The 26,324-nt window shown below is 63.6% G+C and carries 20 protein-coding genes and 1 pseudogene; 7 read left to right on the top strand and 14 right to left on the bottom strand.

What is annotated here, in order from left to right:
• Nucleotides 1-257: 257 nt before the first annotated feature.
• The 4 genes from KDB76_RS05350 to KDB76_RS05335 are packed head-to-tail and all read left to right on the top strand — an operon-like array spanning nt 258 to nt 3,703.
• Nucleotides 258-971, top strand: coding sequence for an ABC transporter permease (locus KDB76_RS05350; RefSeq protein ID WP_024086316.1), 714 nt, complete (start codon nt 258-260; stop codon nt 969-971).
• A gap of 13 nt (nt 972-984) precedes the next feature.
• The gene (locus KDB76_RS05345) at nt 985-1,899 is read left to right on the top strand and encodes a glycine betaine ABC transporter substrate-binding protein (RefSeq protein ID WP_024086315.1); all 915 of its coding nucleotides are present in this window, start codon (nt 985-987) and stop codon (nt 1,897-1,899) included.
• A complete protein-coding gene (locus KDB76_RS05340; protein ID WP_013971042.1) occupies nt 1,896-2,549 on the top strand; it encodes an ABC transporter permease in 654 nt (217 codons plus the stop codon). The genes KDB76_RS05345 and KDB76_RS05340 overlap by 4 nt, the downstream gene beginning before the upstream one ends.
• On the top strand, nt 2,546-3,703 hold the full coding sequence (locus tag KDB76_RS05335; protein WP_038408730.1) for an ABC transporter ATP-binding protein: 1,158 nt from the start codon (nt 2,546-2,548) through the stop codon (nt 3,701-3,703). Before KDB76_RS05340 ends, KDB76_RS05335 begins: the two co-directional genes overlap by 4 nt.
• A gap of 171 nt (nt 3,704-3,874) precedes the next feature.
• Here the strand turns inward: KDB76_RS05335 and KDB76_RS05330 are convergent, their stop codons facing one another.
• The 3 genes from KDB76_RS05330 to KDB76_RS05320 all read right to left on the bottom strand — a co-directional run bounded on the left by KDB76_RS05330 (nt 3,875) and on the right by KDB76_RS05320 (nt 7,821).
• Nucleotides 3,875-6,298 (bottom strand): TonB-dependent siderophore receptor, encoded by a 2,424-nt coding sequence (locus KDB76_RS05330; RefSeq protein WP_024086313.1) that lies wholly within the window; start codon nt 6,296-6,298, stop codon nt 3,875-3,877.
• 108 nt (nt 6,299-6,406) lie between these two features.
• Complete coding sequence (locus tag KDB76_RS05325) at nt 6,407-7,369, bottom strand: FecR family protein (protein WP_024086312.1); 963 nt, start codon at nt 7,367-7,369, stop codon at nt 6,407-6,409.
• A gap of 20 nt (nt 7,370-7,389) precedes the next feature.
• Nucleotides 7,390-7,821: a sigma-70 family RNA polymerase sigma factor gene (locus KDB76_RS05320; protein ID WP_024086311.1), complete on the bottom strand. Its 432-nt coding sequence runs from the start codon at nt 7,819-7,821 to the stop codon at nt 7,390-7,392.
• Nucleotides 7,822-8,315: 494 nt separating this feature from the next.
• Between KDB76_RS05320 and KDB76_RS05315 the strand changes: the two genes are divergently transcribed.
• Nucleotides 8,316-9,479, top strand: coding sequence for a type III PLP-dependent enzyme (locus KDB76_RS05315; RefSeq protein WP_015269027.1), 1,164 nt, complete (start codon nt 8,316-8,318; stop codon nt 9,477-9,479).
• A 156-nt stretch (nt 9,480-9,635) separates the two neighbouring features.
• Here KDB76_RS05315 and KDB76_RS05310 read toward each other — a convergent pair whose 3' ends face one another.
• Nucleotides 9,636-10,385, bottom strand: a complete 750-nt coding sequence (locus tag KDB76_RS05310) for a tetratricopeptide repeat protein (RefSeq protein WP_024086310.1) — start codon at nt 10,383-10,385, stop codon at nt 9,636-9,638.
• Between the two features lie 3 nt (nt 10,386-10,388).
• Entirely contained in the window at nt 10,389-11,069 is a 681-nt protein-coding gene (locus KDB76_RS05305) for a Fe2+-dependent dioxygenase (RefSeq protein WP_024086309.1), read from the bottom strand.
• A gap of 221 nt (nt 11,070-11,290) precedes the next feature.
• Here KDB76_RS05305 and KDB76_RS05300 point away from each other — a divergent pair, with 221 nt between their 5' ends.
• A complete protein-coding gene (locus tag KDB76_RS05300; protein ID WP_024086308.1) occupies nt 11,291-13,603 on the top strand; it encodes a TonB-dependent siderophore receptor in 2,313 nt (770 codons plus the stop codon).
• A gap of 262 nt (nt 13,604-13,865) precedes the next feature.
• A pseudogene (locus KDB76_RS05295) lies at nt 13,866-16,422 on the top strand (sulfite reductase flavoprotein subunit alpha).
• Nucleotides 16,423-16,551: 129 nt separating this feature from the next.
• Here KDB76_RS05295 and KDB76_RS05290 read toward each other — a convergent pair.
• The 9 genes from KDB76_RS05290 to pilW all read right to left on the bottom strand — a co-directional run bounded on the left by KDB76_RS05290 (nt 16,552) and on the right by pilW (nt 26,317).
• A complete protein-coding gene (locus KDB76_RS05290) occupies nt 16,552-17,343 on the bottom strand; it encodes an amidohydrolase (protein ID WP_024086306.1) in 792 nt (263 codons plus the stop codon).
• A complete protein-coding gene (locus KDB76_RS05285; RefSeq protein ID WP_024086305.1) occupies nt 17,331-18,479 on the bottom strand; it encodes a pyridoxal phosphate-dependent aminotransferase in 1,149 nt (382 codons plus the stop codon). The genes KDB76_RS05290 and KDB76_RS05285 overlap by 13 nt, the downstream gene beginning before the upstream one ends.
• A 210-nt stretch (nt 18,480-18,689) precedes the next feature.
• Nucleotides 18,690-20,153, bottom strand: coding sequence for a ribosome biogenesis GTPase Der (der, locus tag KDB76_RS05280; RefSeq protein ID WP_013971029.1), 1,464 nt, complete (start codon nt 20,151-20,153; stop codon nt 18,690-18,692).
• 117 nt (nt 20,154-20,270) lie between these two features.
• The gene (gene bamB / locus KDB76_RS05275) at nt 20,271-21,413 is read right to left on the bottom strand and encodes an outer membrane protein assembly factor BamB (RefSeq protein WP_013971028.1); all 1,143 of its coding nucleotides are present in this window, start codon (nt 21,411-21,413) and stop codon (nt 20,271-20,273) included.
• On the bottom strand, nt 21,414-22,052 hold the full coding sequence (locus KDB76_RS05270; protein WP_013971027.1) for a tetratricopeptide repeat protein: 639 nt from the start codon (nt 22,050-22,052) through the stop codon (nt 21,414-21,416).
• 39 nt (nt 22,053-22,091) lie between these two features.
• Nucleotides 22,092-23,381 carry a histidine--tRNA ligase gene (gene hisS / locus KDB76_RS05265; protein ID WP_024086304.1) on the bottom strand — a complete coding sequence of 430 codons (1,290 nt, stop codon included), beginning with the start codon at nt 23,379-23,381 and terminating at the stop codon, nt 22,092-22,094.
• A 25-nt stretch (nt 23,382-23,406) separates the two neighbouring features.
• Complete coding sequence (ispG, locus tag KDB76_RS05260; RefSeq protein ID WP_038408727.1) at nt 23,407-24,516, bottom strand: flavodoxin-dependent (E)-4-hydroxy-3-methylbut-2-enyl-diphosphate synthase; 1,110 nt, start codon at nt 24,514-24,516, stop codon at nt 23,407-23,409.
• A gap of 2 nt (nt 24,517-24,518) precedes the next feature.
• Nucleotides 24,519-25,559 carry a RodZ family helix-turn-helix domain-containing protein gene (locus KDB76_RS05255; protein WP_013971024.1) on the bottom strand — a complete coding sequence of 347 codons (1,041 nt, stop codon included), beginning with the start codon at nt 25,557-25,559 and terminating at the stop codon, nt 24,519-24,521.
• Nucleotides 25,556-26,317: a type IV pilus biogenesis/stability protein PilW gene (gene pilW / locus KDB76_RS05250; RefSeq protein ID WP_038408725.1), complete on the bottom strand. Its 762-nt coding sequence runs from the start codon at nt 26,315-26,317 to the stop codon at nt 25,556-25,558. Before pilW ends, KDB76_RS05255 begins: the two co-directional genes overlap by 4 nt.
• Between the last annotated feature and the right edge of the window lie 7 nt (nt 26,318-26,324).

Here is a 26,324-nt window from a genome sequence, read left to right as displayed (position 1 = left end):
AACCAACCAGTGATTAACGCTGGCCAAATGCCGCCCCAGGTGGGAACCTTTACGCCCACGGAGACGTCCACTCCCCTGCAACCCGCTTCGGTTGGGGAGCTGGTTTCATCAGCATTTTCGGGCCCGACGGGGTTCGGCTCATGGCCTGATCGCAGCCTTCGGCGTGCGTCACGCTGCTACTCGCGAACACACCACCCGCCGCCAGGACTGGCCGGCAACCAAGAAGTGTGCTCGCCGACTACACAAGGAGTCCGCCTGTGGCAAAACGCTACGGAAAAGGGCTGTTGGGATGGGCCTCCGTGCTCGTCATCCTGGCCCTGCTGGTCCACTGGATCGGCATCGACACGATCGCGCGATATCGCGACGATCTTGGGTTCTACCTGCAAGCGCACCTGCTACTGGTGCTGGCTTCGATGGCGGCGGCGCTGGCCGTGGGCATCCCCGCCGGCATTGCGTTAAGTCGACCGCACCGGGTCGACAAAGCCGAACGCTTCATGCAGTTCTTCAACGTTGGTAACACCATCCCTCCCCTGGCCGTTCTGGCCATCGCCCTGAGTATCCTGGGCATCGGCGCCGGGCCCGCGATCTTCGCGCTGTTCCTCGCCTCCCTCCTGCCCATCGTGCGCAATACCTACGAGGGCCTGAAAAACGTCCCCGCCTCGCTCAAGGAAGCCGCCACCGGCATCGGCATGACTCCGCGCCAGCAACTCTGGCAGGTGGAGCTGCCCAACGCCGTGCCGATCATCGTTGGTGGCGTGCGTGTGGCCCTGGCGCTGAACGTCGGCACCGCACCGCTGGCGTTCCTGATTGGCGCCAACAGCCTGGGCAGCCTGATCTTCCCCGGCATCGCCCTGAACAACCAGCCACAACTGCTGCTGGGGGCTGCCTGCACCGCACTGCTGGCGCTGGCGCTGGACGCAGCGGTGAGTTTCTCCAGCAAGCGCTGGCTGGAACGTGGCCTGGCTGGATAACGAGAGGGAACGTATGAACAAGAGAATCGCCTTGTTGTTGGGCGCGACCCTGCTGTTCGCAGGATTTGCCCAGGCAGCGGAAAAACCACTTGTCCGTATCGGCGCGCGGGTGTTCACCGAACAGACCGTACTTGCCGAAATCACCGCGCAATACCTGCGCGCCAACGGTTTTGATGTGCGCGTCACCAGCGGCCTTGGCAGCAACATCGCACGCCAGGCCCAGGAAACCGGCCAGCTCGACCTGATGTGGGAATACACCGGCGTGTCACTGGTGTCGTACAACCATATCGACGAGCGCATGCCCAGTGCCGAGGCCACCTACGCCAAGGTCAAGGCACTGGACGCGAAGAAGGACCTGATCTGGCTGACCCCGTCGAAGTTCAGCAACACCTATGCGCTGGGCCTGCCCAAGCAGGTCGCCGAGGCTTATCCGCAGATCAACTCCATCAGCGACCTCAACCAGGTACTGCGTGACGAAAGCCACCGCAACCACCTGGTGGCGCTGGACACCGAGTTCGCCAACCGCCCGGACGGCCTGGTAGGCCTGAAAGCGATGTACGACCTGCAAGTGGGCCGCGCCAACATCCGCCAGATGGATGCCGGCCTGGTCTACACCGCCATGCACAACAACCAGGTGTTCGCCGGCCTTGTGTACACCACCGATGGTCGCCTGAACGCGTTCAACCTCAAGCTGCTGGAAGACGACAAGCACTACTTCCCCGACTACACCGCCGCCCCGGTGGTGCGCAAACAGGTGCTCGACGCCAACCCACAACTGGCCGGCCTGCTCAAGCCTCTGGCCGAGCAACTGGATGACGAAACCATGCGCCAGCTCAATGCCAAGGTCGACGTCGAACACCAGAACCCGACCACGGTGGCCGCCGCCTTCCTGCGTGACCACGCAATGCCTGCCGAGGTACAACCATGAGCCTGCTCGACACGTTCGCCCACCTCGACTGGGCCCAGGTACTGCAGCTGACCTGGCAACACATCATGCTGGTCGGCGTCGCCGTGGGCCTGGCGATCATCGTCGGCGTACCGCTGGGCATCCTGATGACCCGCTTCCCGGCCGTCGCCGGCCCATTGCAGGCCAGCGCCACGGTGCTGCTGACCATCCCCTCGATCGCCCTGTTCGGCCTGCTGCTGCCGTTCTACTCCAGGTTCGGCCAGGGCCTGGGGCCGCTGCCGGCGATCACTGCGGTGTTCCTCTACTCACTGCTGCCGATCATGCGCAACACCTACCTGGCTTTGACCAACGTCGAACCCGGCATCCGTGAAGCCGCGCGTGGCATCGGCATGACCTTCGGCCAGCGCCTGCGCATGGTCGAACTGCCCATCGCCGTGCCGGTGATCCTCGCCGGCGTGCGCACCGCCGTGGTGATGAACATCGGCGTGATGACCATCGCCGCCACCATCGGCGCCGGCGGCCTTGGTGTACTCATCCTTACCTCCATCAGCCGCAGCGACATGTCGATGCTGCTGGTCGGCGCCGTGCTGGTCAGCCTGCTGGCGATCATCGCCGACCTGCTGCTGCAAACCCTGCAACGTGCCCTGACTCCAGAAGGACTGCGCTCATGATCGAACTGAAGAACCTCAGCAAAACCTTCAACGTCAACGGCAAGGACGTCAAAGCCGTCGACTCGGTAAGCCTCACCGTCAACGAAGGGGAAATCTGCGTGTTCCTCGGCCCCTCGGGCTGCGGCAAGAGCACTACCCTGAAAATGATCAACCGCCTGATCACGCCCACTTCCGGCCAGGTGTTCATCAATGGCGAAGACACCACCGGGCTGGACGAGGTCACCCTGCGCCGGCACATCGGCTATGTCATCCAGCAGATCGGCCTGTTCCCCAACATGACCATCGAAGAAAACATCACCGTGGTGCCGCGCCTGCTCGGCTGGGGCAAACAGAAGTGCCATGAACGCGCCCGCGAGCTGATGCACATGATCAAGCTGGAGCCCAAGCAGTACCTGCAGCGCTACCCGCGCGAGCTGTCCGGCGGCCAGCAGCAGCGTATCGGCGTGATCCGCGCCTTGGCGGCGGAAGCGCCAGTGCTGCTGATGGACGAGCCGTTCGGCGCGGTCGACCCGATCAACCGCGAGATGATCCAGAACGAGTTCTTCGAGATGCAGCGGGCGTTGAACAAGACCGTGATCATGGTCAGCCACGACATCGACGAAGCGATCAAGCTGGGCGACAAGATCGCCATCTTCCGCGCCGGCAAGCTGTTGCAGCTGGACCACCCGGACACCCTGCTGGCGCACCCGGCGGATGATTTCGTCAGCAACTTCGTCGGCCAGGACAGCACCCTCAAGCGCCTGCTGCTGGTACGTGCGGAGGATGCGGCGGACAACGCGCCATCGGTGAGCCCGCAGACGCCGGTGAGCGATGCGCTGGAGCTGCTGGACGAGCACGACCGCCGCTACGTGGTGGTGACCGATGCGCAGAACAAGGCACTGGGCTACGTGCGCCGGCGTGACATGCATCGCCAGCAAGGGACTTGTGGCGACTTCCTGCGGCCGTTCAATGCCACGGCGTCGCATGATGAGCATTTGCGCATCCTGTTGTCGCGGATGTACGAGTTCAACCGGGCGTGGCCGCCGGTGCTGGATGCCGAGCAGGTGTTCTTGGGCGAGGTGACGCAGGAGTCGATTGCGGCGTACCTGAGTTCGGGGCGCTCGCGGGGGGCCAAGACCAGCATTGTCTCGCCGGCTGAGGCGGTGGTTTCGTAATAGCCGGGGGGCCGCAAAGCGGCCCCGGCAATCTCGGCTCAAAACCCAAGTAATGGATTGCCTGTGCCGGCCTCTTCGCGGGTAAACCCGCTCCCACAGGGTCGGTGCAAGGCTAAAGACCTGCGCGGTACCTGTGGGAGCGGGTTCACCCGCGAAGCAGGCGACGCGATGTCAGAACCCTACACTGGCCTGCACGTAAAAGGTCCGCGGCTCACCCACATAGATGCCGGCATTGTTGTCGCTGGAGCGAGTGAAGTACTGCTTGTCGAACAAGTTCTTCACCCCCGCCGCCAGCTTCAGGTTGGACATCTGGGGCCCGAACTCATACCCGCCACGGGCATGCCAGGTCACATAACCCGGAATATCGCCAAACTGCCCGTCCGCACTCGGCTCGGTGATGTAGTCGCCGTTGAAGCTGCCATCGGCATTGATCCCGGTACCCGGCGCGCGCTGCTTGGATTGGGCGTAGGCATCCAGGTTCCAGGTCCAGTGATTGACCGCGTAACGCACGCCGGCAGTGGCCACCTGGCGTGAATAGAACGGCAGGTCACGGCCCTCGAAGCCAGGAATGTCCCCTTCATAAGTAGCGCGGGTATAGGTATAGCCACCGCTCACCGACAGGCCTTCCAGGCGCGGGTCCAGCCCGTCCAGGTCATAGCGCACCGAGGCCTCGATACCCTGGTGCTTGGTCGCACCGAGGTTGGTCCAGCCCACATCGTTGCTGATGTACTGCAGTTCGTCATCGAAGTCGATGTAGAACGCCGTCAGCTCACCGGCAAAGCCGCCATTGTCATAGCGGGTACCGATTTCGTAGGTCTTGGCCTTTTCCGGCTCCAGGCCATTGGCCGTGCTGTTGCCAGTACCACCCTGGCCCAGCTGGAAGTACTGCAGGCTACCGAACGAGGTCTCGTAGTTGGCGAACACCTTCCACGCATCGGAGATGTGGTACATCACGCTCAGCGCCGGCAGCGGCTCGTTGCTGGTGATGCTGCGTTTCTTCTCCGGCACCGGCTGGCCGTTGGCACCGAGCACCGGGCGATCGCGCCAGTCGGTGTTGATATGCTCGAAGCGGATACCTGGGGTGATGGTCCAGTTACCCACGTCGATCTTGTCGTCGATGTAGTAGGCACTGGCCTCGGTACCACCGCTGCGGTCCTGGAACACATGGCCGTCGGAGCCCGGGGCGGGCGTCGGCACGTTGTCGATCAGCGCCAGGCGGGTCGACTGCTCACGCATCGCTTCCTTCAGGTAGCGGTAGCCCACGCTGACTTCCTGGGTGGTCGGGCCGGCGAAGAAGATCCGCGACAGCCGTGGTTCGATGGCAAAGGTGTGGTAGTTGCGCGGGTACGACGACAGGGTCTTCATGTCGCGCGAGGCAATGGAGCTGCCGCGGAAGCTGTCGGTGTAGTAGGTCAGCACTTCGAACTGGGTGGCGTCGTCGAGCTGCCGCTGCCACTTGAACGACACGTCCTTGCGCCGGCCGGCGAAGTAGTCGTAGTCGCGCAGCGACTGGTACGGGTTGCTGTCGTACTGCGCCTGGGTCAGGCCACCAGGCATGTCGGCACGGCCGTCGTAGTAGTGGAAGTTGAGCCAGAACTCGTCAACGTCGGTCGGTGCCCAGTGGGTCTTGAGGATGACATCGTCGATGTCGTTGCCATTGTTGCTTTCACGGTAGCCGTTGCCATTCACCCCGGTGTACAGCAGCGCCACGCCCATGCCGTTGTCCGCCGTACCGCCGACGAAGGCCGACTCGGTGTGCTTCCAGCCGCCATGCTGGGAGGTTTCCAGGGTGGTGGACAGCTCGGCCGAGGGCTTCTCGGGGATTGCCCGGGTAACGAAGTTGATCACCCCACCGACGTTCTGCGGGCCATAACGCACGGAACCGGCGCCACGCACCACGTCGATGCTGTCGAGGTTGCCCGAGGAAATCGGCGCCATCGACAGTTGCGGCTGGCCATAGGGGGCGAAGGCCGCCGGAATGCCGTCGATCAGCACCGTGGAGCGTGGCGACAGGCGCGAAGTCAGGCCGCGAACGCCCACGTTCAGCGACAGGTCGCTGCCGCCGGTACCGTTGGAGTCCTGCACCTGAACGCCCGGAATGCCGCGCAGCACGTCACGCACGTTCATTGCGCCCTTTTCCAGCATCGCCTCGCGGCGTACCACGGTACGCGCGCCGGGGTGGTTCTGCACCACGCTCTGCTGGGCATCGCCCAGCCAGTCACCCACCACCTTGACGTCGGTGGGTGCCAGCTCCAGGCTACCGGTGGTGAGGGTGCCATCGGCCTGGGCCGGCTTGACCACCACGGTGCCCTGGGACATCTCGTAGGTCAGGCCGCTGCCTTGCAACAACTGCTGCAGCGCCTGCTCGGGCGCCAGCTGGCCGGACACCGCCGGGGCCTGCTTGCCGGCCACCAGTTCGGGGTTGAAGAACAGCTGCAGGTTGGTCTGCTGGCCCAGTTGGTTCAGCGCCGATGCCAAGGATTGGGCCTGAATCTGAATAGTGGCGTCTGCGGCCTGGCTGTTGACGGCCACGGCGCTGACCGCAAGGGCCAGCGCCAGGGCGCGGAAGCGTGGGAAGGGATTGTTGTTGTTCACGTCGTCGAAACTTCCTGGAATACGGAATAAACGCCAACCGCATGCAAATGGAAATGCTTGGCAGTTGCAGCTGGCGGGGAAGACGAACGAGCGGAAAAAAACCTGAATCTATTTCGCGATTATTTCGCGCGAGCCATCTTCATGGGCCTTGATGGCCACTGGCAGGATGCTCGGCAAGGCACGCAGCAGTGCGTCGGTGTCATCGGTGCTGAAGGTGCTGGACAGCCGCAGCTGCGCGACTTTGCCGGGGGCGACCCGCAGCGGCTGGCTGCGGTAACGCGAGGCTTCGGCCACCACCTCGGCCAGGGTGGCGTTATCGAACACCAGCCTGCCTTGGCGCCAGGCAGTCAGGGCGCCGGTATTCACCGCATAGGGCGCGGCCACCTGGCCTTGTGCATCTATATGCGAGCCCTGGCCCGCCGTGAGCTGCGCCAGCGAGGCGCCTTTGCCCTGCACACGCACCGAGCCCTGCTCCACCGCCACGCGGGTGCTGGCCGGGTCCAGGCGGACGTCGAAACGGGTACCGGTGACAGTCACGCTGCCCTGGGCGGTGTCGACCACGAACGGCCTGCCACTGTCGTGGGCGACGGTGAACATCACCTCACCCGCCATCAGCCGGACATGCCGCTGGCCGGCGCTGAAAGCGACCTGCACTTGCGTGCTGCCGTTGAGCTCAAGGTGCGATCCATCCGGCAGTTCGACCTGGCGGCGTTCGTTGAAGGCGGTCTGCAAGCTGCCCTGGTGATTCAGTTGCTGGTAGTGCCAGCCGCCCCAGCCCAAGCCCAACGCCAGTGCGGCCACGCTGGCGGCCAAGGCCTGGCGCACGAAGCGCCGACGTGGCAACTGGCGTACCGGTGCCGGCTGGCACAGCGCTTCCAGGCGCTGGCGCGGGATGAACTCGGCGGCCTGCCACAGGCGGGCGAGCTGCTGGTACTCTTCACGGTGTCGCGCATCGCCTTCCAGCCAGGCGTGCAGCTGCGCCTGCAGCCCGGCATCGCGAGGTGCATCCTGCACCCGGGCGAACCACGCGGCCGCCTGCTCGCGGACGGTATCGGTACCGTGCTGTTTCATCGAAAAGGTCTCCTGACTCATCATGCCGACACATCCAGGTGCTCGCGCAGATGCCGGAGCGTGCGGATCATATACTTTTCGACCATGTTCTTGCTCAAACCCATGCGCTCGGCGATCTCGGCCTGGGTCAGGCCTTCGAGCTTCTGCCAGATGAACACCTGCCGGCAATTGAGCGGCAGTTCGGCCAACGCCCGCTCGACACTGTCGGCCAGCTCCAGTGCATGGCGGCGGTCCTCGCGACGGAAGCCATCCACGGCAATATTGCGTGCGGTCTGGTGCAGGTAGGCGCGTGGCTGCTCGACCTGCTCGCGCGGGTTTTCCAGTACCCGGACAAAGGCATCGTGGGTGAGGTCCTCGGCCTGCTGTCGACTGCGCAACTTGCGCGTCCAGGTGCCGATCAGCTCATGGTAGTGGTCGAGGAAGCCTTTGGGTCCGGACACGGTCGGGGTCATCAGGGAGGCAGACAAGGGTGCGAATAGTAATGTTTCTCATCAAGGACGGCAATTCCGCCAGTCGGTAACAAAAAATTTATCGTCTTTTTCATGCACGGCAGTGCCAGGGAAATGTGGCCATAAATATGAACACCTGAGGCCCCTTCACGGGCACGCCCGCTCCCATAGGAACCGCGAGATGCCTGTGGGAGCGGGCGTGCCCGCGAAGGAGCCAACGCGTTCCATTCCACTATTTTTTACGCTTGAAACACTCCGGGGAACATCAGCCGGTCACATGGGTCGGTTATTCAAATGGCAGGTCGTCGATCCGCGTCGATCACGCCCGGATTGCCTGTTGATTCTGCATTCTTCACGCCCTAAAGTGCGCGCCGAACGTCCATGCTGGAAACGATCCATCCGGCTCAAGTACTGAGTAGGCGAACCAAAGTGGGGATACGGAGGACGTTCAGTTTGCAGCCACTTAAATTTTCAGTTTGCCCATGGAGTCCCTGAGCATGTCGATCCAGGTCGAAGACTATTTCGCGCGTGACACCTTCCAGAAAATGAAGGCGTTTGCCGACAAGCAGGAAACCCCTTTCGTACTCATCGATACCCAGATGATCAGCCAGGCCTACGACGACCTGCGCGCTGGTTTCGAATTCGCCAAGGTGTACTACGCGGTCAAGGCCAACCCAGCCGTGGAAATCATCGACCTGCTCAAAGAGAAAGGTTCGAGCTTCGACATCGCCTCGATCTACGAGCTGGACAAGGTGCTGGGCCGCGGCGTCAGCGCCGACCGTATCAGCTACGGCAACACCATCAAGAAGTCCAAGGACATCCGCTACTTCTACGAGAAGGGCGTGCGCCTGTATGCCACCGACTCGGAAGCCGACCTGCGCAACATCGCCAAGGCCGCACCGGGTTCGAAGGTGTACGTGCGTATTCTCACCGAAGGCTCGACCACTGCCGACTGGCCGCTGTCGCGTAAATTCGGCTGCCAGACCGACATGGCCATGGACCTGCTGATTCTCGCCCGCGACCTGGGTCTGGTGCCTTACGGCATTTCCTTCCATGTCGGCTCGCAACAGCGCGACATCAGCGTGTGGGACGCCGCCATCGCCAAGGTCAAGGTGATCTTCGAGCGCCTGAAGGAAGAAGACGGCATCGAGCTGAAGCTGATCAACATGGGTGGCGGCTTCCCGGCCAACTACATCACCCGGACCAACAGCCTGGAAACCTACGCCGAAGAGATCATCCGCTTCCTGAAGGAAGACTTCGGTGACGACCTGCCGGAAATCATCCTCGAGCCGGGCCGTTCGCTGATTGCCAACGCCGGTATCCTGGTCAGCGAAGTGGTACTGGTTGCACGCAAGTCGCGCACTGCCGTCGAGCGCTGGATCTACACCGACGTGGGCAAGTTCTCCGGCCTGATCGAAACCATGGACGAGTCCATCAAGTTCCCGATCTGGACCGAGAAGAAAGGCGAGACCGAAGAAGTGGTCATCGCCGGCCCGACCTGCGACAGCGCCGACATCATGTACGAGCACTACAAGTACGGCCTGCCGCTGAACCTGGCCATCGGTGACCGCCTGTACTGGCTGTCGACCGGCGCCTACACCACCAGCTACAGCGCAGTGGAATTCAACGGCTTCCCGCCGCTGAAGGCTTACTACCTGTAATGCGAAACGGGGCCGAAAGGCCCCGTTTTCATTTGTGTACTCCTGTGCTGGCCTCTTCGCGGGCAAGCCCGCTCCTACAGGGACGGCGCTACATTGAAAACTGGCGCTGTACCTGTGGGGGCGGGCTTGCCCGCGAAGGGGCCGGCCCAGTCAACATCAGGCTTCGCGCCGCTCAAGCTCCTGGGCATAGCTCCCGGCAAAGGCCATCAACGCCGGCCCCGCCCCCTGCAGGGTCACCAAGGCACTGCGCAGGAAATTCATGTTCCCCTCGACCCGCGCCCGCTCCAGCCAGGGCCCGGCTTCCGCCACCTGTCCCCGCTCGACAAGCACCAGCGCCAGGCTGAACATGCCACGAAAGTCCCCCGCCTCGGCCGAGCGCCGATACCAGCGCACCGCCCGTGTCGGATTGGGCGCCGTGGCGATGCCTTGTTCCAGGTAACGCCCGTACAGGTTCATCGACTTGGCATGCCCCATGTGCGCGGCCTTCTCGTAGCACATCAGCGCCTGTGCCTGGTTGGCCGGTATGCCGCGCCCGGTGGCCAGCAAGTTGCCCAGGTTGTACAGCCCCCAGTCCAGCCCGGCATCGGCCGCACGCGCATAGTGAATGGCCGCCTGCGTCTGGCTTGGCTCACCGCCCCAGCCATGCTCCAGGCAACGGCCCAGCATGTTGTGCGCCATGGCACTGCCACCCTGCGCGGCGATGCCGAACCAGCGCCTGGCGACGGCTGCATCCGCCTGAATGCCGCGCCCGTCGAGCAGGATCTGCCCTAGCAGCAACTGTGCCTCGACCGCGCCCTGCCCTGCCGCCGCCAGGATCGCCTGGGCGGCCTTGCCAGGGCTTTCTTCCAGCATGGCCCGCAAACCGGCCACATCCACCACTTCCTCACGCCGCAACTGATAGGACACGGCTCAGACCTCGGCCCAGCGGCGCAGCAGATTGTGGTAGGTGCCGGTCAACTGCAGCAGTGACGGATGGTCCGGCACATCGGCAGTCAGTTGCTGGATGGCATTGTCCATCTCGAAGAGCAACGCCCGCTGGCTGTCCTCGCGCACCAGGCTCTGGGTCCAGAAGAACGCGGCATAACGCTGGCCACGGGTAACCGGGTTGACCTTGTGCAGGCTGGTGCCGGGGTACAGCACCAGGTCACCGGCGGGCAGCTTGACCTGCTGCACGCCATAGGTGTCCTGAATCACCAGCTCGCCGCCGCCGTAGCTGTCCGGATCGCTGAGGAACAGCGTGGAAGACAGGTCGGTACGCACCCGCTCCGGGTTGCCCTTGGGCTGGCGCAGGGCGTTGTCGATGTGGAAGCCGAAACTGCCGCCTTCGCGATAGCAGTTGATCAGCGGCGGGAACACCTTGTGCGGCAAGGCTGCAGACATGAAGCGCGGGTTCTGCCACAGGCGGTCGATCAGCGCGCTGCCAATTTCCTTGGCCAGCGGGTGGCCTTCCGGCAGTTGCAGGTTGTGCTTGGCCTTGGCCGACTGGTAGCCGGCCGTGATCTTGCCGTCGGCCCAGTCGGCCTGCTCCAGCGCCTCGCGGATACGGGCCAGTTCATCGGCGTGAAACAGGCCAGGGATGTGAAGCAGCATGGCGACAGCACCGTCGGAAAATGTAATGCGCCAATGATATTGATTCCCTTTTGCGCTTCACAAGCCCCAATTGCCGCTTAAGACGTTTCAGCTTGATGAAACCGTAAAGGCAAATTGTAAAGATTGTAAATTATTCACGAATGGTAACGAATCTCAATTGTGAGTCACAATTGCTTACATTAAGATCCGCGGCCTTACCACCTTGGGGAAGGTCCTTAGCAATGCGCCAGTACGTACCATCTGCAGTGAGTTCACCACGCCTGATCGTGTCTGCCATCGGCGTAGCCCTCAGCGCTTCGTCGGCCTACGCCGCCGACCCGGTCGCCAGCAGTGCTATCACCCTCGACGCCACCAGCGTCAACGGCAAGGCTGAACAGGCCAGCACCGATTACAAGGTCGACCAGGCATCCTCGCAGAAGTACACCGCGCCGCTGGTGGATACCCCCCGCTCGATAACCGTGATCCCGCAGCAAGTGATCAAGGACACCAACGCCCTGACGCTGCAGGATGCACTGCGCACTGTACCGGGCATCACCTTTGGTGCCGGCGAAGGCGGCAACCCGCAAGGCGACCGCCCGTTCATCCGCGGCTTCGACGCCCAGGGCGACACCTACCTGGACGGCGTGCGCGACACTGGTGCGCAAACCCGCGAAATCTTCGCCATCGAATCGGTAGAGGTAGCCAAGGGCCCGAACTCGGCCATCGGCGGCCGAGGCGCCGCCGGCGGCAGCATCAACCTGGTGAGCAAGCGCGCCCACCTGGGCAACTCGCTTGACGGCGCCTGGACCTGGGGCAGCGACCAGACCCAGCGCTATACCTTCGATGGTAACTACCAGTTCAGCGACTCCGTTGCCGGGCGCCTGAACCTGATGACCCACGAAAGCAACGTCGCCGGCCGCGACAAGGTCAACTACGACCGTTGGGGCATCGCCCCATCGCTGGCTTTCGGCCTGGGTACTCCGACCCGCGTGAACCTCGACTACTACCATCTGGAAAGCGACGACCTGCCGGATTCGGGCATTCCGTACACCATCCCGACCGCTGGTAGTACTGCCCGCACCTCGGCACACCCGAGCAAGCCGTACGACGGCGGCGACAGCGACAACTTCTATGGCCTGACCGGTCGTGACTTCCGCAAAAGCCGCGTGGATATTGCCACCTTTGCCATCGAGCACGACTTGACCGACTCGCTGACCATCAAGAACACCCTGCGCCATGGCAACAGCATGCAGGACTACATCCTGACCCAGCCTGACGACAGCAAGGGTAACGTCAACAACGGCAGCGTCTGGCGCCGCGCCAATACCCGTGTGGGCAACACTGCCACCACCACCAACCAGACCGACCTGTTCGGTGAGTTCTACCTGGGTGGCATGAAGAACAGTTTCTCGACCGGTATCGAGCTGAGCCGAGAAGAGAGCAAGCGCTCGAGCTATACCGTCGATACTGACACCGTCCCGGGCGGCACCGCCAACACCAACTGCACCCCAGGCATGATCGGCGCCACCAGCGGTTACAACTGCACCTCACTGAGCAACCCGAACCCGGACGATCCGTGGAACGGCAGCATCGCACGCAACTACGCGGGCACCGATACCAAGAGCAACACCCGCGCAATTTATGTTTTTGACACACTCGAACTGACGCCCGAGTGGCTGTTGAACATGGGCCTGCGCTACGACCACTTCGACACCCAGTACCGCACCTACGACGCCACAGGCGCCACCGTGGTGAACAGCAAGGGCGTTGTCTCCAAAGGCAAGGATACAAGCGAGTTCGTTACCGGCCAGCTGGGCCTTGTATGGAAGCCGGCCGAGAATGGCAGTATCTACGTTTCCTACGCCACCTCCGCAACGCCACCCGGAGCAATGCTGGGCGAAGGTACTGAAGGCAACCCGCTGGGCAACACCACCGACCGCGCCGGCAACTTGCTGAGCAGCGATCTGGAGCCGGAGGAAACCACCAACTACGAAATCGGCACCAAGTGGGACCTGCTCGACCAGCGCCTGTCCCTGGCCGCAGCGCTGTTCCGCACCGAGAAGGAAAACGCCCGCGTCCAGGTTGACACCACTACCTACGAGAACGTCGGCGAAACTCGCGTACAGGGCATCGAACTGTCTGCCAGCGGCAAGATCACCGAAAAATGGCAGGTATTTGCCGGCTACACCTACATGGAAGCTCGCCAGATAGACGGTGGTGCCGTGAACAAGGCCAACGACGGCAACCAGCTGCCGAACACGCCGAACAACAGCGCCAGCTTGTGGACCACCTACTCCATTACACCGAAGCTGACCGTGGGTGGCGGTGCCTTCTACGTGGATGACGTGTATGGCAGCGTGGCCAACACCACCATGGTCGACAGCTATGTACGCTACGACGCCATGGCCGCCTACAAGCTGACCAAGAACATCGACCTGCAGCTGAACGTGCAGAACCTGACCAACGAGGTGTACTACGACAAGGCCTTCTCTACCCACTTCGCCAACCAGGCGGCGGGGCGGACGGCTCTGTTGACCACCAGCGTCCACTTCTGATGCCGGGATCGGGTTGATCTGTTGAATGGGCTGCGCCTGTGCCGGCCCTTTCGCGGGTGAACCCGCTCCCACAGGTACTCCACTGGCCTCAGGTCCAGTGATATCTCTGTGGGAGCGGGTTCACCCGCGAAGAGGCCGGTACAGACAACACAAGCCTGACTGACTCGCCCACCCTGCCCCGTTCATTCCCGTGAGCGGGGCTTTTGCGTATCAAGGCATAATGCACGCCGCGCAGTGTGCGGCAGAAACACAAGGTGATCATGTGGTGAAGAAGACGCTGTTCCAATTGCACTGGTTCTTTGGCATCACCGCTGGCCTGGTGCTGGCCTTGATGGGTATCACCGGGGCTTTGTACTCGTTTCAGGACGAACTGCTGCGCGCGCTGAATGCCGATGTCCTGAAGGTCCAGGTGCGCCCGGAGGGCGTGCTGCCCCCGGCCGAACTGGTCCAGCGGGTCGAGGCCCAGCAGCACGACAAGGTGGCGATGCTGTGGGTCGATGTACGCGAAGGCAACGCCGCACGCGTCTTCTTTACCCCACCGCCAGGCGAGCGCCGTGGCCAGTTGCGCTACGCCGACCCGTACACCGGCGAACTCAAGGGAGAAGTGGCCGGGCAAGGCTTCTTCAACCTCATGCTCAACCTGCACCGCTTCCTGGCCATGGGCGACAGCGGCCGGCAGATCACCGGTGCCTGCACCCTGATGCTGGTGTTCTTCTGCCTCTCCGGCCTGTACCTGCGCTGGCCGCGCAAGGCGCTGGACTGGCGCACCTGGCTGACCTTCGACTGGGCCAAGAAAGGCCGCGCCTTCAACTGGGACCTGCACGCGGTGGCTGGCACCTGGTGCCTGCTGTTCTACCTGCTGTTCGCCCTGACCGGGCTGTTCTGGTCCTACGAGTGGTACCGCGACGGCCTGAACAAGCTGCTGGCCGACACGCCGGCCGCCGGCCAGCAGCAAAAGCGCGGCGAAGGCCGGGGCCGCCACGGGGCCGCAGAAAATCGACAAGAACGCCCCGCCGCTGGTGGTCGACTACGACGCGATCTGGGCCAACCTCAAGGACGCTGCCGGCCCGGGCCTGGCCATGTACAACCTGCGCCTGCCACCGGTAGGCGGCCAGCCGGCCAACCTGTTCTACCTGCTGGATAACGCCGACCACCCACGTGCCTTCAACACCCTGGTACTGGACCCGGCCAGCGGCCAGGTGAAAAGACATGACCGCTACACCGACAAGTCCTTCAAGGCCCAGCTGCTCCAGAGCGTCTACGCCCTGCACGTGGGCGAATACTTCGGCCTGCCGGGGCGCATCATCGTCACCATCGCCAGCCTGACCATGCCGCTGTTCTTCGTCACCGGCTGGCTGCTGTACCTCGACCGCCGTCGCAAGAAGCGCCAGGTACGTGCCGCCCGTGGCAACGTCACCAGCAACACTGCCAGCGGCGACAGCTGGCTGATCGGCTTTGCCAGCCAGAGCGGGCTTGCCGAACAACTGGCCTGGCAGAGCGCCGGGCAGCTTCAGGCTGCCGGCCTGCCAGTGCAGGTACGCGCCCTGGCAGAACTGGGTGAAAGCGACCTGCGCCAGGCCCGACGTGCGCTGTTCGTGGTCAGCACCTTCGGCGACGGCGAAGCCCCCGACAGCGCCCGCGCCTTCGAGCGCAAGGTGCTCGGCCAGCCTTGGGCGCTGGACAACCTCAGCTACGCCCTGCTCGCCCTCGGTGACCGCCAGTATCCGCACTTTTGCGGCTTCGCCCGCCGCCTGCAGGCATGGCTGGGTGAGCGCGGGGCCAGCAGCGCATTCAGCCCGGTGGAAGTGGACAACGCCGACCAGGCCGCGCTGCAGCAGTGGCAGCAGGAACTGGCGCAACTGACCGGCGCCCAGCCAGTGGCCGCCTGGCAGCCGCCGAGTTTCGGCAACTGGTCGCTGGTGCGCCGCGAACTGCTCAACCCGGGCAGCCAGGGCCAGCCGGTGTACCTGCTGGGCCTGCGACCGGAGCAGCCCGCCAGCTGGGAAGCCGGCGACCTGGTGGAGATCCTGCCGCTCAACGGCCAGCCGAGGATCGACGCCTTCCTCGATGGCATGGCGCTGGACGGCGGGGCCAAGGTGCAAGTGAATGGCTTGGCCGAAACCCTCGCCCAGGCCCTGTCCGGTCGCCAGTTGCCGACCCGTCGCGATCACTTGGTCGGTTTGCAGCCGCAGGCGCTGGTCGACGCACTGGTGCCGATCGGCAGCCGCGAATACTCGATTGCCTCGATCGCCAGCGATGGTGTGCTGGAGCTGATAGTGCGCCAGGAACGCCATGCCGATGGCAACCTGGGCCTGGGTTCCGGCTGGCTGACCGAGTACCTGCCGCTTGGGGGTATGTTGAGCCTGCGTTTGCGACGCAACAGCAGCTTCCACCTGCCGGAAACGACTGCACCGCTGGTATTGATCGGCAATGGCACCGGCCTGGCCGGCCTGCGCAGCCTGCTCCGCGCGCGGGTGAATGCTGGCGAGCAGCGCAACTGGCTGCTGTTCGGCGAACGTAACCGGGCGCATGACCTGCTGTGCGGCAACGAGCTGCAAGGCTGGCTGGACAACGGCGACCTGGCACGCCTGGACCTGGCATTTTCGCGGGATCAGGCCGACAAGGTGTATGTGCAGGATGTGTTGCTGCAGCAGGCTGAAACGCTCAAGCGCTGGGTCGCGGATGGTGCCTGTGTGTATGTCTGCGGCAGCCTGCAAGGCATGGCTGCCGGGGTGGATGCAGCGCTCAACGGCATCCTCGGGGAAGCGGTTGTGCAACAGCTGATCGAGGATGGGCGGTATCGGCGGGATGTGTACTGATCGGAAACTGATGTAACCAGCACAGGCCTCTTCGCGGGTAAACCCGCTCCTACAGGTACTGCACAGAATTCAAACACTGTGGGGGACCTGTGGGAGCGGGTTTACCCGCGAAGAGGCCGGTACAAGCTGTCAGTGAAGCTCGAAGGTATCGGCATCCAGGTTGGCCGGGAACTTGGTCCGGTAGGCCGCCAGCTCTGCCGCGCTCAACACAGCGGTGAAAACACCGTCGGCCTCGCCGGCACTGAGCAGGCTCTCGCCCTGGAAATCCAGCACCTGGCTGTCGCCGGAATAGGCAAAGCCCTTGCCGTCGGTGCCCACCCGGTTCACCGCCGCCACATAGCACAGGTTCTCGATACCCCGCGCCGGCAACAGGCGGTTCCAGTGCTGGCGGCGCGCAGCCGGCCAGTTGGCGGTGTACAGCAACAGGTCGGTGTCCTGGGCATCGCGGCTCCACACCGGGAAACGCAGGTCGTAGCAGATCAGCGGGCGAATCCGCCAGCCCTTGAGCTCGAACTGCACCTGGCGCTCACCCGGGGTGTAATGCTTGTGCTCACCGGCCATGCGGAACAGGTGACGCTTGTCGTAGTGCAGGATCTCGCCATCCGGTCGGGCCCACAGCAGACGGTTGCGGTGGCTGCCATCGGCGGCCTGGATGATCACGCTGCCGGTAATCACCGTGTTGTACTTCTTCGCCTGGGCCTTCAGCCATTTGTAGGTCGGGCCGTTTTCCGGCTCGCACAGGCTTTCCGATTGCATGGAAAAACCGGTAGTGAACATTTCCGGCAGGATCACCAGGTCCACTTCGCCCACCTGCTCCAGCAGCTCTTCGAAGTGCGCATAGTTGGCCTCACGGTCGTGCCAGGCCAGGGTGGTCTGCACCAGGGCGACTTTCAGATTCGGCAGTGTACTCAGATCGCGCATAGTTTTTCCGCTGCCTGACGCAGCGTCTCCTCTCGTTTGGCAAAGCACAGGCGGACCAGGCGTTGCTCGGGGATGGGTTGCTGGTAGAACACCGACACCGGGATGGTCGCCACGCCGTGCTCACGGGTCAGCCACAGCGACATGTCGACATCGTTCAGGTCCGGGCGGATCTGCGAATAGTCCACCAGCTGGAAATAGGTGCCCGCCGTGCGGGTGAAGCGGAACCGCGAGCCCTCCAGCAAACCGCAGAACAAGTCTCGCTTGGCCTGGTAGAAGGCCGGCAGTTCATCGATATGCTCGGGGTGCTCGGCCATGAAATCGGCCAGGGCGCACTGCAGCGGGGTCACCCCGCAGAAGTTGACGTACTGGTGTACCTTGCGCAACTCGGCACTCAGCGCCGGCGGGGCGATCACGTAGCCGGTCTTCCAGCCGGTGACGTGATAAGTCTTGCCGAACGAGCTGACCACGAAGGCGCGCTGGTACAGTTGCTCGTGGGCCAACACGCTGGCATGGCGTACACCGTCATAGACCAAGTGCTCGTAGACCTCGTCGCTGACCAGGTAGATATCGCGGTCAGCGATAAGCCGCGCCAGTTGGTCCAGGTCTTCACGGGTAATCAGCGCACCGCTGGGGTTGTGCGGCGAATTGAGAATGACCATGCGCGTGCGCGGGCTGAGGGCATCGCTGAACTTCTGCCAGTCGATGCGGAAATCGCCATCGCTCAGCTGTACATGCACGCAGCGCCCACCAGCCAGTTCCACGGACGGCTCGTAGCTGTCGTAGCAAGGGTCGAAGACGATTACCTCGTCACCGGCATGCACCACAGCCTGGATGGCGCAGAAGATCGCCTCGGTGGCGCCAGGGGTGATGGTCACTTCCCGGTCGGCATCCACCTGCGCGCCATACAGCCGCGCGACCTTGGCCGCCACCTGCTGGCGCAGGGCCGGCAGGCCGGTCATCGGAGAATACTGGTTATGCCCTGCGGCCACATGCCGGCCGACTGCATCGAGCAGCGCCTGCGGGCCATTGAAGTCGGGGAAGCCTTGCGACAGGTTGAGCGCGCCCGTCTGCACGGCGAGCTGGGACATGGTGGTGAAGATGGTCGTGCCGACATTCGGCAGTTTGCTGCGGATCATGGAGCCCTCTTTCCTGGGGTGTATCCGGCACGGGGTGGAGTCCGAGCATAGCGGATCGAGCGGTCAGGAAAAAGGTTGAAACAATAGGGGGATTTGCGCTGGATCAAAGGGCCTCTTCGCGGGTAAACCCGCTCCCACAGGTCCTGCACAGATTTCGAAAACTGTGGGTCCTGTAGGAGCGGGTTTACCCGCGAAGAAGTCGACGCGGAATCAGCGCTTGTCGCGGCGCTTCTTCTCGGCCTTCTTGTGGTGCGACATCAGGCGGCGCTTCTTGTTGACCTGGCGGTCGGTGAGGGTGTTCTTCTTGCCCTCGTACGGGTTCTCACCGCCCTTGTACTCGATGCGGATCGGCGTACCGACCAGTTTCAGCACACGGCGGTAGGTGTTTTCCAGGTAACGCGAGTACGACTTCGGAATCTTGTCGGTCTGGTTGCCGTGGATCACGATCAGCGGTGGGTTGGCACCACCAAGGTGGGCATAGCGCAGCTTGATGCGGCGGCCGTTGACCAGCGGCGGCTGGTGCTCGCTCACGGCATCTTCGAGGATCTGCGTCAGGCGGCTGGTCGGCCAACGGGTTACCGCCGACTTGAACGCGGCCTGCACCGACTTGTACAGGTGGCCCACGCCGGTGCCGTGCAGGGCGGAGATGAAGTGGATGTCGGCGAAATCGACGAAGAACAGCCGGCGCTCCAGCTCGGTCTTCACGTAGTCACGCTCGCCCGGCTCCATGCCGTCCCACTTGTTCAGGGCGATGACGATGGCGCGGCCAGCTTCCAGGGCGAAGCCCAGCAGGTTCAGGTCGTGATCCACCACGCCTTCGCGGGCGTCCATGACGAAAATCACCACGTTGGCGTCCTTGATCGCCTGCAGCGTCTTCACCACCGAGAACTTCTCGACTTCCTCGTGGATCTTGCCGCGCTTGCGCACGCCGGCGGTGTCGATGAAGGTGTACTTCTCGTCATCGCGCTCGAACGGGATGTAGATACTGTCGCGGGTGGTGCCCGGCTGGTCGTAAACCACCACGCGCTCTTCGCCGAGCATGCGGTTGACCAGCGTCGACTTGCCGACGTTGGGGCGGCCGATGATGGCGATCTTGATGCCATCCTTCTCGCTCGGGCCCGGGATGCGCACCGCTTCCTCGCCTTCGGCGACTTCGGCGTCCAGCGCTTCCTCGACCTGGTCGCGTGGCAGGTGGCCGAGCACGGCCTCCATCAGCGCATTGATGCCGCGGCCCTGGGAGCCGGCTACCGGGATCGCGTTGCCCATGCCCAGCGGCGAGAACTCGGCGCGTGCCACATCGGCATCGATGTTGTCGATCTTGTTGGCAACCAGGATCGCTTCCTTGTTCCGCTTGCGTAGGTGCTCGGCGATCATCTGGTCGGCAGCGGTCATGCCGGCACGGGCATCGACCAGGAACAGCACATAGTCAGCTTCTTCGATGGCCATGAGCGACTGCTCGGCCATTTTCTCGTCCATGCCCACTTCGTCACCGGTGATACCGCCGGTGTCGATCAGGATGAAGGAACGACCCTGCCAGGTGGCATCACCGTACTGGCGGTCACGGGTCAGGCCCGACAGGTCACCAACGATGGCATCGCGGGTCTTGGTCAGGCGGTTGAACATGGTGGATTTGCCGACGTTTGGGCGGCCCACCAGGGCGATTACGGGAACCATTCGGCTCTCCACTCTTGAATTCTTGAAAATGCAAAGGCCGCTGCAAGGCAGCGGCCGGAGTTCGGGCGGCGTGTCCTACGCCGCGGCTTGAAGCCCGCCAAGGCTTCAAGCATAGCTTCAGCGGATGGTCAGTGCCTCGAGCTTGCCGCTGTTGCCGAAGACGTAGATGGTGTCGCCGACCACAAGTGGGCGGGCACGCAGGCCATCACTGTCGATACGCTCACGGCCGACGAAGCGGCCATCGACCTGGCTCAGCAGGTGCAGGTAACCCTCGAAGTCGCCCACCGCCACGTAGCTGGAGAACACTTCAGGCGCGGTCAGCTGGCGGCGAGCCATGGTGTCGTTGGTCCACAGGGCGCTGGACGAGCGCTCGTCGACGCTTTCGACAGTACCGGAAGCTTCGCTGACATAGACGTTACCGTAGCCTTGGGCGACACCCACGTAGCTGGAGGCATCACGCTGCCACAGCACGCGGCCGCTTTCCAGGTCCAGGCCCGCGACGCGGCCCTGGTAGGTGCTGACGTACAGGGTACCACCCGACAGCAGCAGGCCGCCGTCGATATCGACCACGCGGTCCAGCTCGGAACGGCCCTGCGGGATTGCCACACGGCTTTCCCACACCGGTACGCCGTTGTTGATGTCCACCGCCACCACCTTGCCGGTGGACAGGCCGGCGACGGCCAGGCGGTTGGTGGCGATCGGCGCGCCGGTGCCACGCAGGGTCAGCACGGCCGGGGTGTTTTCGTAGATCCAGCGGCGGTCGCCAGTGGCAGCATCCAGGCCGATCAGGCGATCGTCTTGGGTCTGCACCACCACCACATCACCGTTGTTGGCAGGCGGGGCCAGCACTTCGCTGGTCACGCGGGAGCGCCAGCGCTCCTCACCGGTGCTGGAGTCCAGGGCGATGACTTCACCCTTGAGGGTACCGATCATGACCAGGCCGTAGCCCACGCCGACAGCGCCGGAAACCGGCAGCTCGAGGTCCTTCTTCCATACCACGTCGCCGGTGATGCGGTCGAGGGCGAAGACTTCGCCGTTGACGTCGGAGGCGTAGATACGGTCGTTCTCGATGGCAGGTACGAGGGTGTTGTAGGTCTCGCCCTGGCCGTCACCGATCGAACGGCTCCACTGCTTTTTCAGCACCACTTCCTCGGTGAACTTGGTCAGCTCGGCCGGAGGCAGTTCCTTCTTGCTGTTGCTGCTGCAACCTGCGGCCAGTACGGCCAGGGTCAGCACTGCTGCATGTTTCCAACCGATCACTTACGCGTCCCCTTTGGCCAAGTCATCCAGCTTCAATTGCAGGCCACCGACCGCCGCCTCATCGGACAACGCAGCCTTGGCTTTCTCGTAAGCGCTGTGCGCGTCGTCGGCGCGACCCAGTTGCACCAGCAGGTCACCTTTCAACTCTTCGCGGCTGGCCAGGAAGGCTTTGTCGGCGTCGCCGTCGAGCAGCTTGAGGGCATCCTCGGCCTTGTTCTGGGCGGCCAGCACACGAGCCAGGCGCTGACGCGAAATCTCGCCCAGAGTGGCATCGGCCGGCTTGTCCAGCACGCTCTTCAACTCGGCAGCAGCGTCGTCGAGCTTGCCGCTCTCGACCGCGACCTTGGCAACGAACAGGCTGCCGTACTGGGCGTAGGCGGTACCACCGAACTCGCTCTTGAGCTTGCCGGCCAGTTCCGCGACCTTGGTCGCGTCAGGCTGGCCAGTCGGCGTCAGGCTGGTCTCCAGCAAGGCCTGGTACAGCTGCGAGGCACCTTGCGACTGATTGTTCTGGTACTTGTGCCAGGTATTCCAGCCCAACACCACTACGCCAGCCAACAGGGCACCGGTCAGCAGCGGCTTGCCGTTGCGGTTCCACCAGTCCTTGACCCCTGCCAGTTCATCATCGGTACTCGACACCCCAATACTCCTTTTCGCCTATTTGCTTGTTGAACCGCGTTACGCCTGCGCGATCGCGGTTTCCAGGTGCTCAGCCAGAGCATCCCAGGCAATGTTCTGTTGTTCGCCCTGACCACGCAGGGGCTTGAAGCCGATCTCTTGCTGGGCCAGCTCGTCGTCGCCGAGGATCAGGGCGAACAGCGCGCCACTCTTGTCGGCTTTCTTGAACTGGCTCTTGAAGCTGCCACCGCCGGCGTTGACTGCCAGGCGCAGGCCCGGCAAGCGGTCACGCAGGCTTTCGGACAGGCGCAGGCCGGCCAGCTCCGCCTGTTCGCCAAAGGCGCACAGGTAGACGTCGATCTGGCGGCTGATGGACTCGGGCACCTTGCCCAGGGTTTCCAGCAGCAGGATCAGGCGCTCGATGCCCATGGCGAAACCGACGCCCGAGGTCGGCTTGCCGCCCATCTGTTCGACCAGGCCGTCATAACGGCCGCCGGCGCAGACAGTGCCCTGGGCGCCGAGCTTGTCGGTGACCCACTCGAACACAGTCTTGCTGTAGTAGTCCAGGCCACGCACCAGCTTGGTGTTGATCACGAACGGGATGCCGGCAGCGTCCAGGCGGGCCTTGAGGCCCTCGAAGTGCACGCGCGACTCTTCGTCCAGGTAGTCTTCCAGCTTCGGCGCGCCGACCAGCACCGCCTGGGTGTTCTGGTCCTTGCTGTCGAGGATGCGCAGCGGGTTGCTCTTCAGGCGGCGCTGGCTGTCTTCGTCCAGTTGCTCCAGGCGCGCCGAGAGGAACTCGACCAACGCATCACGGTAGCGTGCACGGGCTTCGCTGGTGCCCAGGCTGTTGAGCTCCAGCTTGACCGCGTCCTGGATACCCAGCAGGCCCCACAGGCGCCAGGTCAACATGATCAGCTCGGCGTCGATGTCCGGGCCATCCAGGTTGAACACTTCCACGCCAATCTGGTGGAACTGGCGGTAGCGGCCCTTCTGCGGGCGCTCGTGGCGGAACATCTGGCCGATGTACCACAGTTTCTGCACCTGGCCGTTGCCGGTGATGCCATGCTCGAGTACGGCACGCACGCAGGCGGCAGTACCTTCGGGGCGCAGGGTCAGCGAGTCGCCGTTGCGGTCCTCGAAGGTGTACATCTCTTTTTCGACGATGTCGGTCACTTCACCGATGGAGCGCTTGAAAAGCTCGGTGAACTCGACGATCGGCGTGCGGATCTGGCTGTACCCGTAGGTATCCAGCAGGCCGGCCACGGTGCCCTCGAAGTAGCGCCACAGTGGCGACTGTTCTGGCAGGATGTCGTTCATGCCACGGATGGCTTGTAGCGATTTGCTCACGAAAAGTCCTTACGAATTCTGTGTGTCAGCCACGGACGATCAGCGCCGCGTCGGCTTCGGCCTTTTCGGCCGCTTTCTGGCGGATGAGCTTTTCCAGTTCATCGACCAGGTTGTCGTTGGTCAGCTTCTGCGCCGGCTTGCCGTCGATGTAGACCAGGTTCGGCGTGCCACCGGTCAGCCCCACATGGGACTCCTTGGCTTCGCCCGGGCCGTTGACCACGCAACCGATCACCGCCACGTCCAGCGGCACCAGCAGGTCTTCCAGGCGCCCTTCCAGCTCGTTCATGGTCTTGACCACATCGAAGTTCTGCCGCGAGCAGCTCGGGCAGGCGATGAAGTTGATGCCACGCGAGCGCAGGTGCAGCGACTTGAGGATGTCGTAGCCGACTTTCACTTCTTCGACCGGGTCGGCCGCCAGCGAGATACGGATGGTATCGCCAATGCCTTCGGCCAGCAGCATACCGAGGCCGACAGCGGATTTCACCGTCCCCGAACGCAGGCCACCGGCTTCGGTGATGCCCAGATGCAGCGGCTGCACGATCTGCTTGGCCAGCAGGCGGTAGGCTTCGACGGCCATGAACACATCGGATGCCTTGACGCTGACCTTGAAGTCCTGGAAGTCCAGGCGGTCGAGGTGCTCGACATGGCGCAGGGCCGACTCGACCAGCGCCGCCGGGGTCGGTTCGCCATACTTCTTCTGCAGGTCCTTTTCCAGGGAGCCGGCGTTGACGCCGATACGGATCGGGATGCCCCGGTCGCGGGCGGCATCGACTACCGCGCGCACACGGTCTTCACGGCCGATGTTGCCCGGGTTGATGCGCAGGCAGTCGACGCCCAGTTCGGCCACGCGCAGGGCGATTTTGTAGTCGAAGTGGATGTCGGCAACCAGCGGCACGCTGACCTGCTGCTTGATGCGGCCGAACGCCTCGGCGGCGTCCATGTCCGGCACCGAGACGCGCACGATGTCCACGCCGGCATCGACCAGGCGCTGGATTTGCGCCACGGTGGCGGCCACATCGTTGGTGTCGGTGTTGGTCATGCTCTGCACCGCGATGGGGGCATCACCACCCACCGGTACATTGCCGACCCAGATTTTGCGGGATTCGCGACGTTTGATCGGAGATTCGCCGTGCATGATTACTGTCCCAACTTCAGGCGAGCGGTCTCGCCACTGGTGAACGGGGCAACATCGACGGCCTGGCCGTTGTAGCTGACCTGGGCGCCACGGGCAAAGCCCAGGCGTACCGAGAACGGCGGCTTGCCGGTCAGCTCGAGGTTGTCCCCCTTGCGCTTGATGGCGCTGAACAGCACCTTGCCGTTGCCGTCGGTGACCTGGGTCCAGCAATCGGCGACGAACTGGATGGCAACCTTGGCGCTGCCAGCTGGCACTGCGGCAGGGGCGGCAGCGGCCACGGCCGCTACCGGCGTAGCAGGTGCAACAGCCGCCGGGGCCGGGGCAACCGGTGCTACCGGCGCAGGCGCGGCAGCAGGTGCGCTGGCGATCGCTGGCACAGGCGCCTGCTGGGCCGGTGTCGGTACTACGGCAGCGGTATCGGCAGGTGCCGGGCTTGCCGGTGCCGGTACGGCGGTGGCAGGCTGCTCGGCTGCGCCCTGCTCAAGCGGCAGCGGCGCACTCTCAGGCTGCTGGCCAGCGGAAACAGCCTGGTCTTCAGGCTCATCGAGCGGGTGAATCTGGGTGGTGCCGTCGGCGCTTTCGACTTCGACGTGCTCCAGGGCAATCTTGGCCAGCTCCTTGCCACGCAGGCTGCCCTGGTCCTGCCACCAGACGAAGCCGCCGCCGACCACTGCCACCAGCAGCAGCAGGCTGACGCCACGCAGAATGTTGTGCGACAGGCGCACGGGCTCTTCGATACGGCCCAGCGAGTGCACGTCGCTGCCTTTGGCGTGGGTGCCGGTGTAACGGTCGAAGGCGTCCACCAGGGCAGCCTGGTCCAGGTCCATCAGCTTGGCATAGGCGCGGATATAACCACGGGCGAAGGTATGCCCCGGCAGCTTGTCGAAGGCGCCGGTTTCCACGTGGTTCAACGAACTGACAGTGAGGTTGAGCTTGCGGGCCACCTCGGCTTGTGACCAGTCCCGGTTCTCACGGGCCTGACGCAAAAGCTCACCGGGGTTCTGGCCAGGCGCTACTGCTACTTCGGGATGCGCGGCTTTCATCGTTGCTCCGACAGGTATTGCTGATATTCCGGCGTACCGGGATAAAGTCGTTGTAATTGCTGGCCCAGCTCGGCCAGTGTGCCTTGCTCGTCGAATACCCTGGCAAGGCGGCTGCCCAGCAGCAGGCTACGGGCATCGTGGTCGCTCAACTGGCTGAAACGATCGTAGTAGTCCCGGGCCGGCACATAATGCCTGTTTTCGTAGGACAACTCAGCCATTTCCAGCAACGCTTTCGGCTGCCGCTGGTTGAGTTGCAGAGCTTTCAGCAGATACGCATGCGCCTGGTCGCGGCGCTCGAGTTTCAGGGCGGTCAGGCCCAGGTTCTCGTAAACGCGTGAGCGCTCAGGATACAGGGTATCGGCGCTGGCAAGGCGAAACATCTGCTCGGCCTCGGCAAATCGGCCCTGAGCATAAAGGAAACTGCCGTAATTGTTGCGAATTCGCGTGTCGCCGGTACGTGCCTTCAGCGCCTTGCGGAAGTGCGTTTCGGCCAGCGCAGGCTCGCCTTCGGCCTGAAAGACCAGCGCCAGGGCGGCGTGCGCATCGGCATCACCAGCATCCAGGGCCAGGGCCTTGCCAAGCGGCGCCTTGGCCTGCTCGGTCAAACCCTGTTGCAAATAACCCAGCCCAAGCTGCACATAGGCCCGCCCCGCCTCTGCCCTGCCCTGGCGGCTGGCCAGGGGGTCGCCCGCGCCGCCCGACACGCAGCCGGCCAGCAGCGAAAGCGCAAGGATCGACAGCGCGGCGCGCAGGCTCATGGGCAAG

The sequence above is a fragment of the Pseudomonas sp. JS425 genome (genome assembly GCF_018223845.1).
In the GTDB taxonomy this organism is placed as follows: domain Bacteria; phylum Pseudomonadota; class Gammaproteobacteria; order Pseudomonadales; family Pseudomonadaceae; genus Aquipseudomonas; species Aquipseudomonas asiatica.
This window is presented reverse-complemented; position numbering and strand designations above follow the sequence as displayed.

Excerpts from the sequence above, each read along its gene's own strand:
- KDB76_RS05345 (WP_024086315.1), top strand. The coding sequence starts at position 985 with ATGAACAAGAGAATCGCCTTGTTGTTGGGCGCGACCCTGCTGTTCGCA.
- KDB76_RS05340 (WP_013971042.1), top strand. The coding sequence starts at position 1,896 with ATGAGCCTGCTCGACACGTTCGCCCACCTCGACTGGGCCCAGGTACTG.
- KDB76_RS05335 (WP_038408730.1), top strand. The coding sequence starts at position 2,546 with ATGATCGAACTGAAGAACCTCAGCAAAACCTTCAACGTCAACGGCAAG.
- KDB76_RS05325 (WP_024086312.1), bottom strand. The coding sequence starts at position 7,369 with ATGAAACAGCACGGTACCGATACCGTCCGCGAGCAGGCGGCCGCGTGG.
- KDB76_RS05320 (WP_024086311.1), bottom strand. The coding sequence starts at position 7,821 with ATGACCCCGACCGTGTCCGGACCCAAAGGCTTCCTCGACCACTACCAT.
- KDB76_RS05315 (WP_015269027.1), top strand. The coding sequence starts at position 8,316 with ATGTCGATCCAGGTCGAAGACTATTTCGCGCGTGACACCTTCCAGAAA.
- KDB76_RS05305 (WP_024086309.1), bottom strand. The coding sequence starts at position 11,069 with ATGCTGCTTCACATCCCTGGCCTGTTTCACGCCGATGAACTGGCCCGT.
- KDB76_RS05300 (WP_024086308.1), top strand. The coding sequence starts at position 11,291 with ATGCGCCAGTACGTACCATCTGCAGTGAGTTCACCACGCCTGATCGTG.
- KDB76_RS05290 (WP_024086306.1), bottom strand. The coding sequence starts at position 17,343 with ATGCGCGATCTGAGTACACTGCCGAATCTGAAAGTCGCCCTGGTGCAG.
- KDB76_RS05285 (WP_024086305.1), bottom strand. The coding sequence starts at position 18,479 with ATGATCCGCAGCAAACTGCCGAATGTCGGCACGACCATCTTCACCACC.
- der (WP_013971029.1), bottom strand. The coding sequence starts at position 20,153 with ATGGTTCCCGTAATCGCCCTGGTGGGCCGCCCAAACGTCGGCAAATCC.
- ispG (WP_038408727.1), bottom strand. The coding sequence starts at position 24,516 with ATGCACGGCGAATCTCCGATCAAACGTCGCGAATCCCGCAAAATCTGG.
- KDB76_RS05255 (WP_013971024.1), bottom strand. The coding sequence starts at position 25,559 with ATGAAAGCCGCGCATCCCGAAGTAGCAGTAGCGCCTGGCCAGAACCCC.
- pilW (WP_038408725.1), bottom strand. The coding sequence starts at position 26,317 with ATGAGCCTGCGCGCCGCGCTGTCGATCCTTGCGCTTTCGCTGCTGGCC.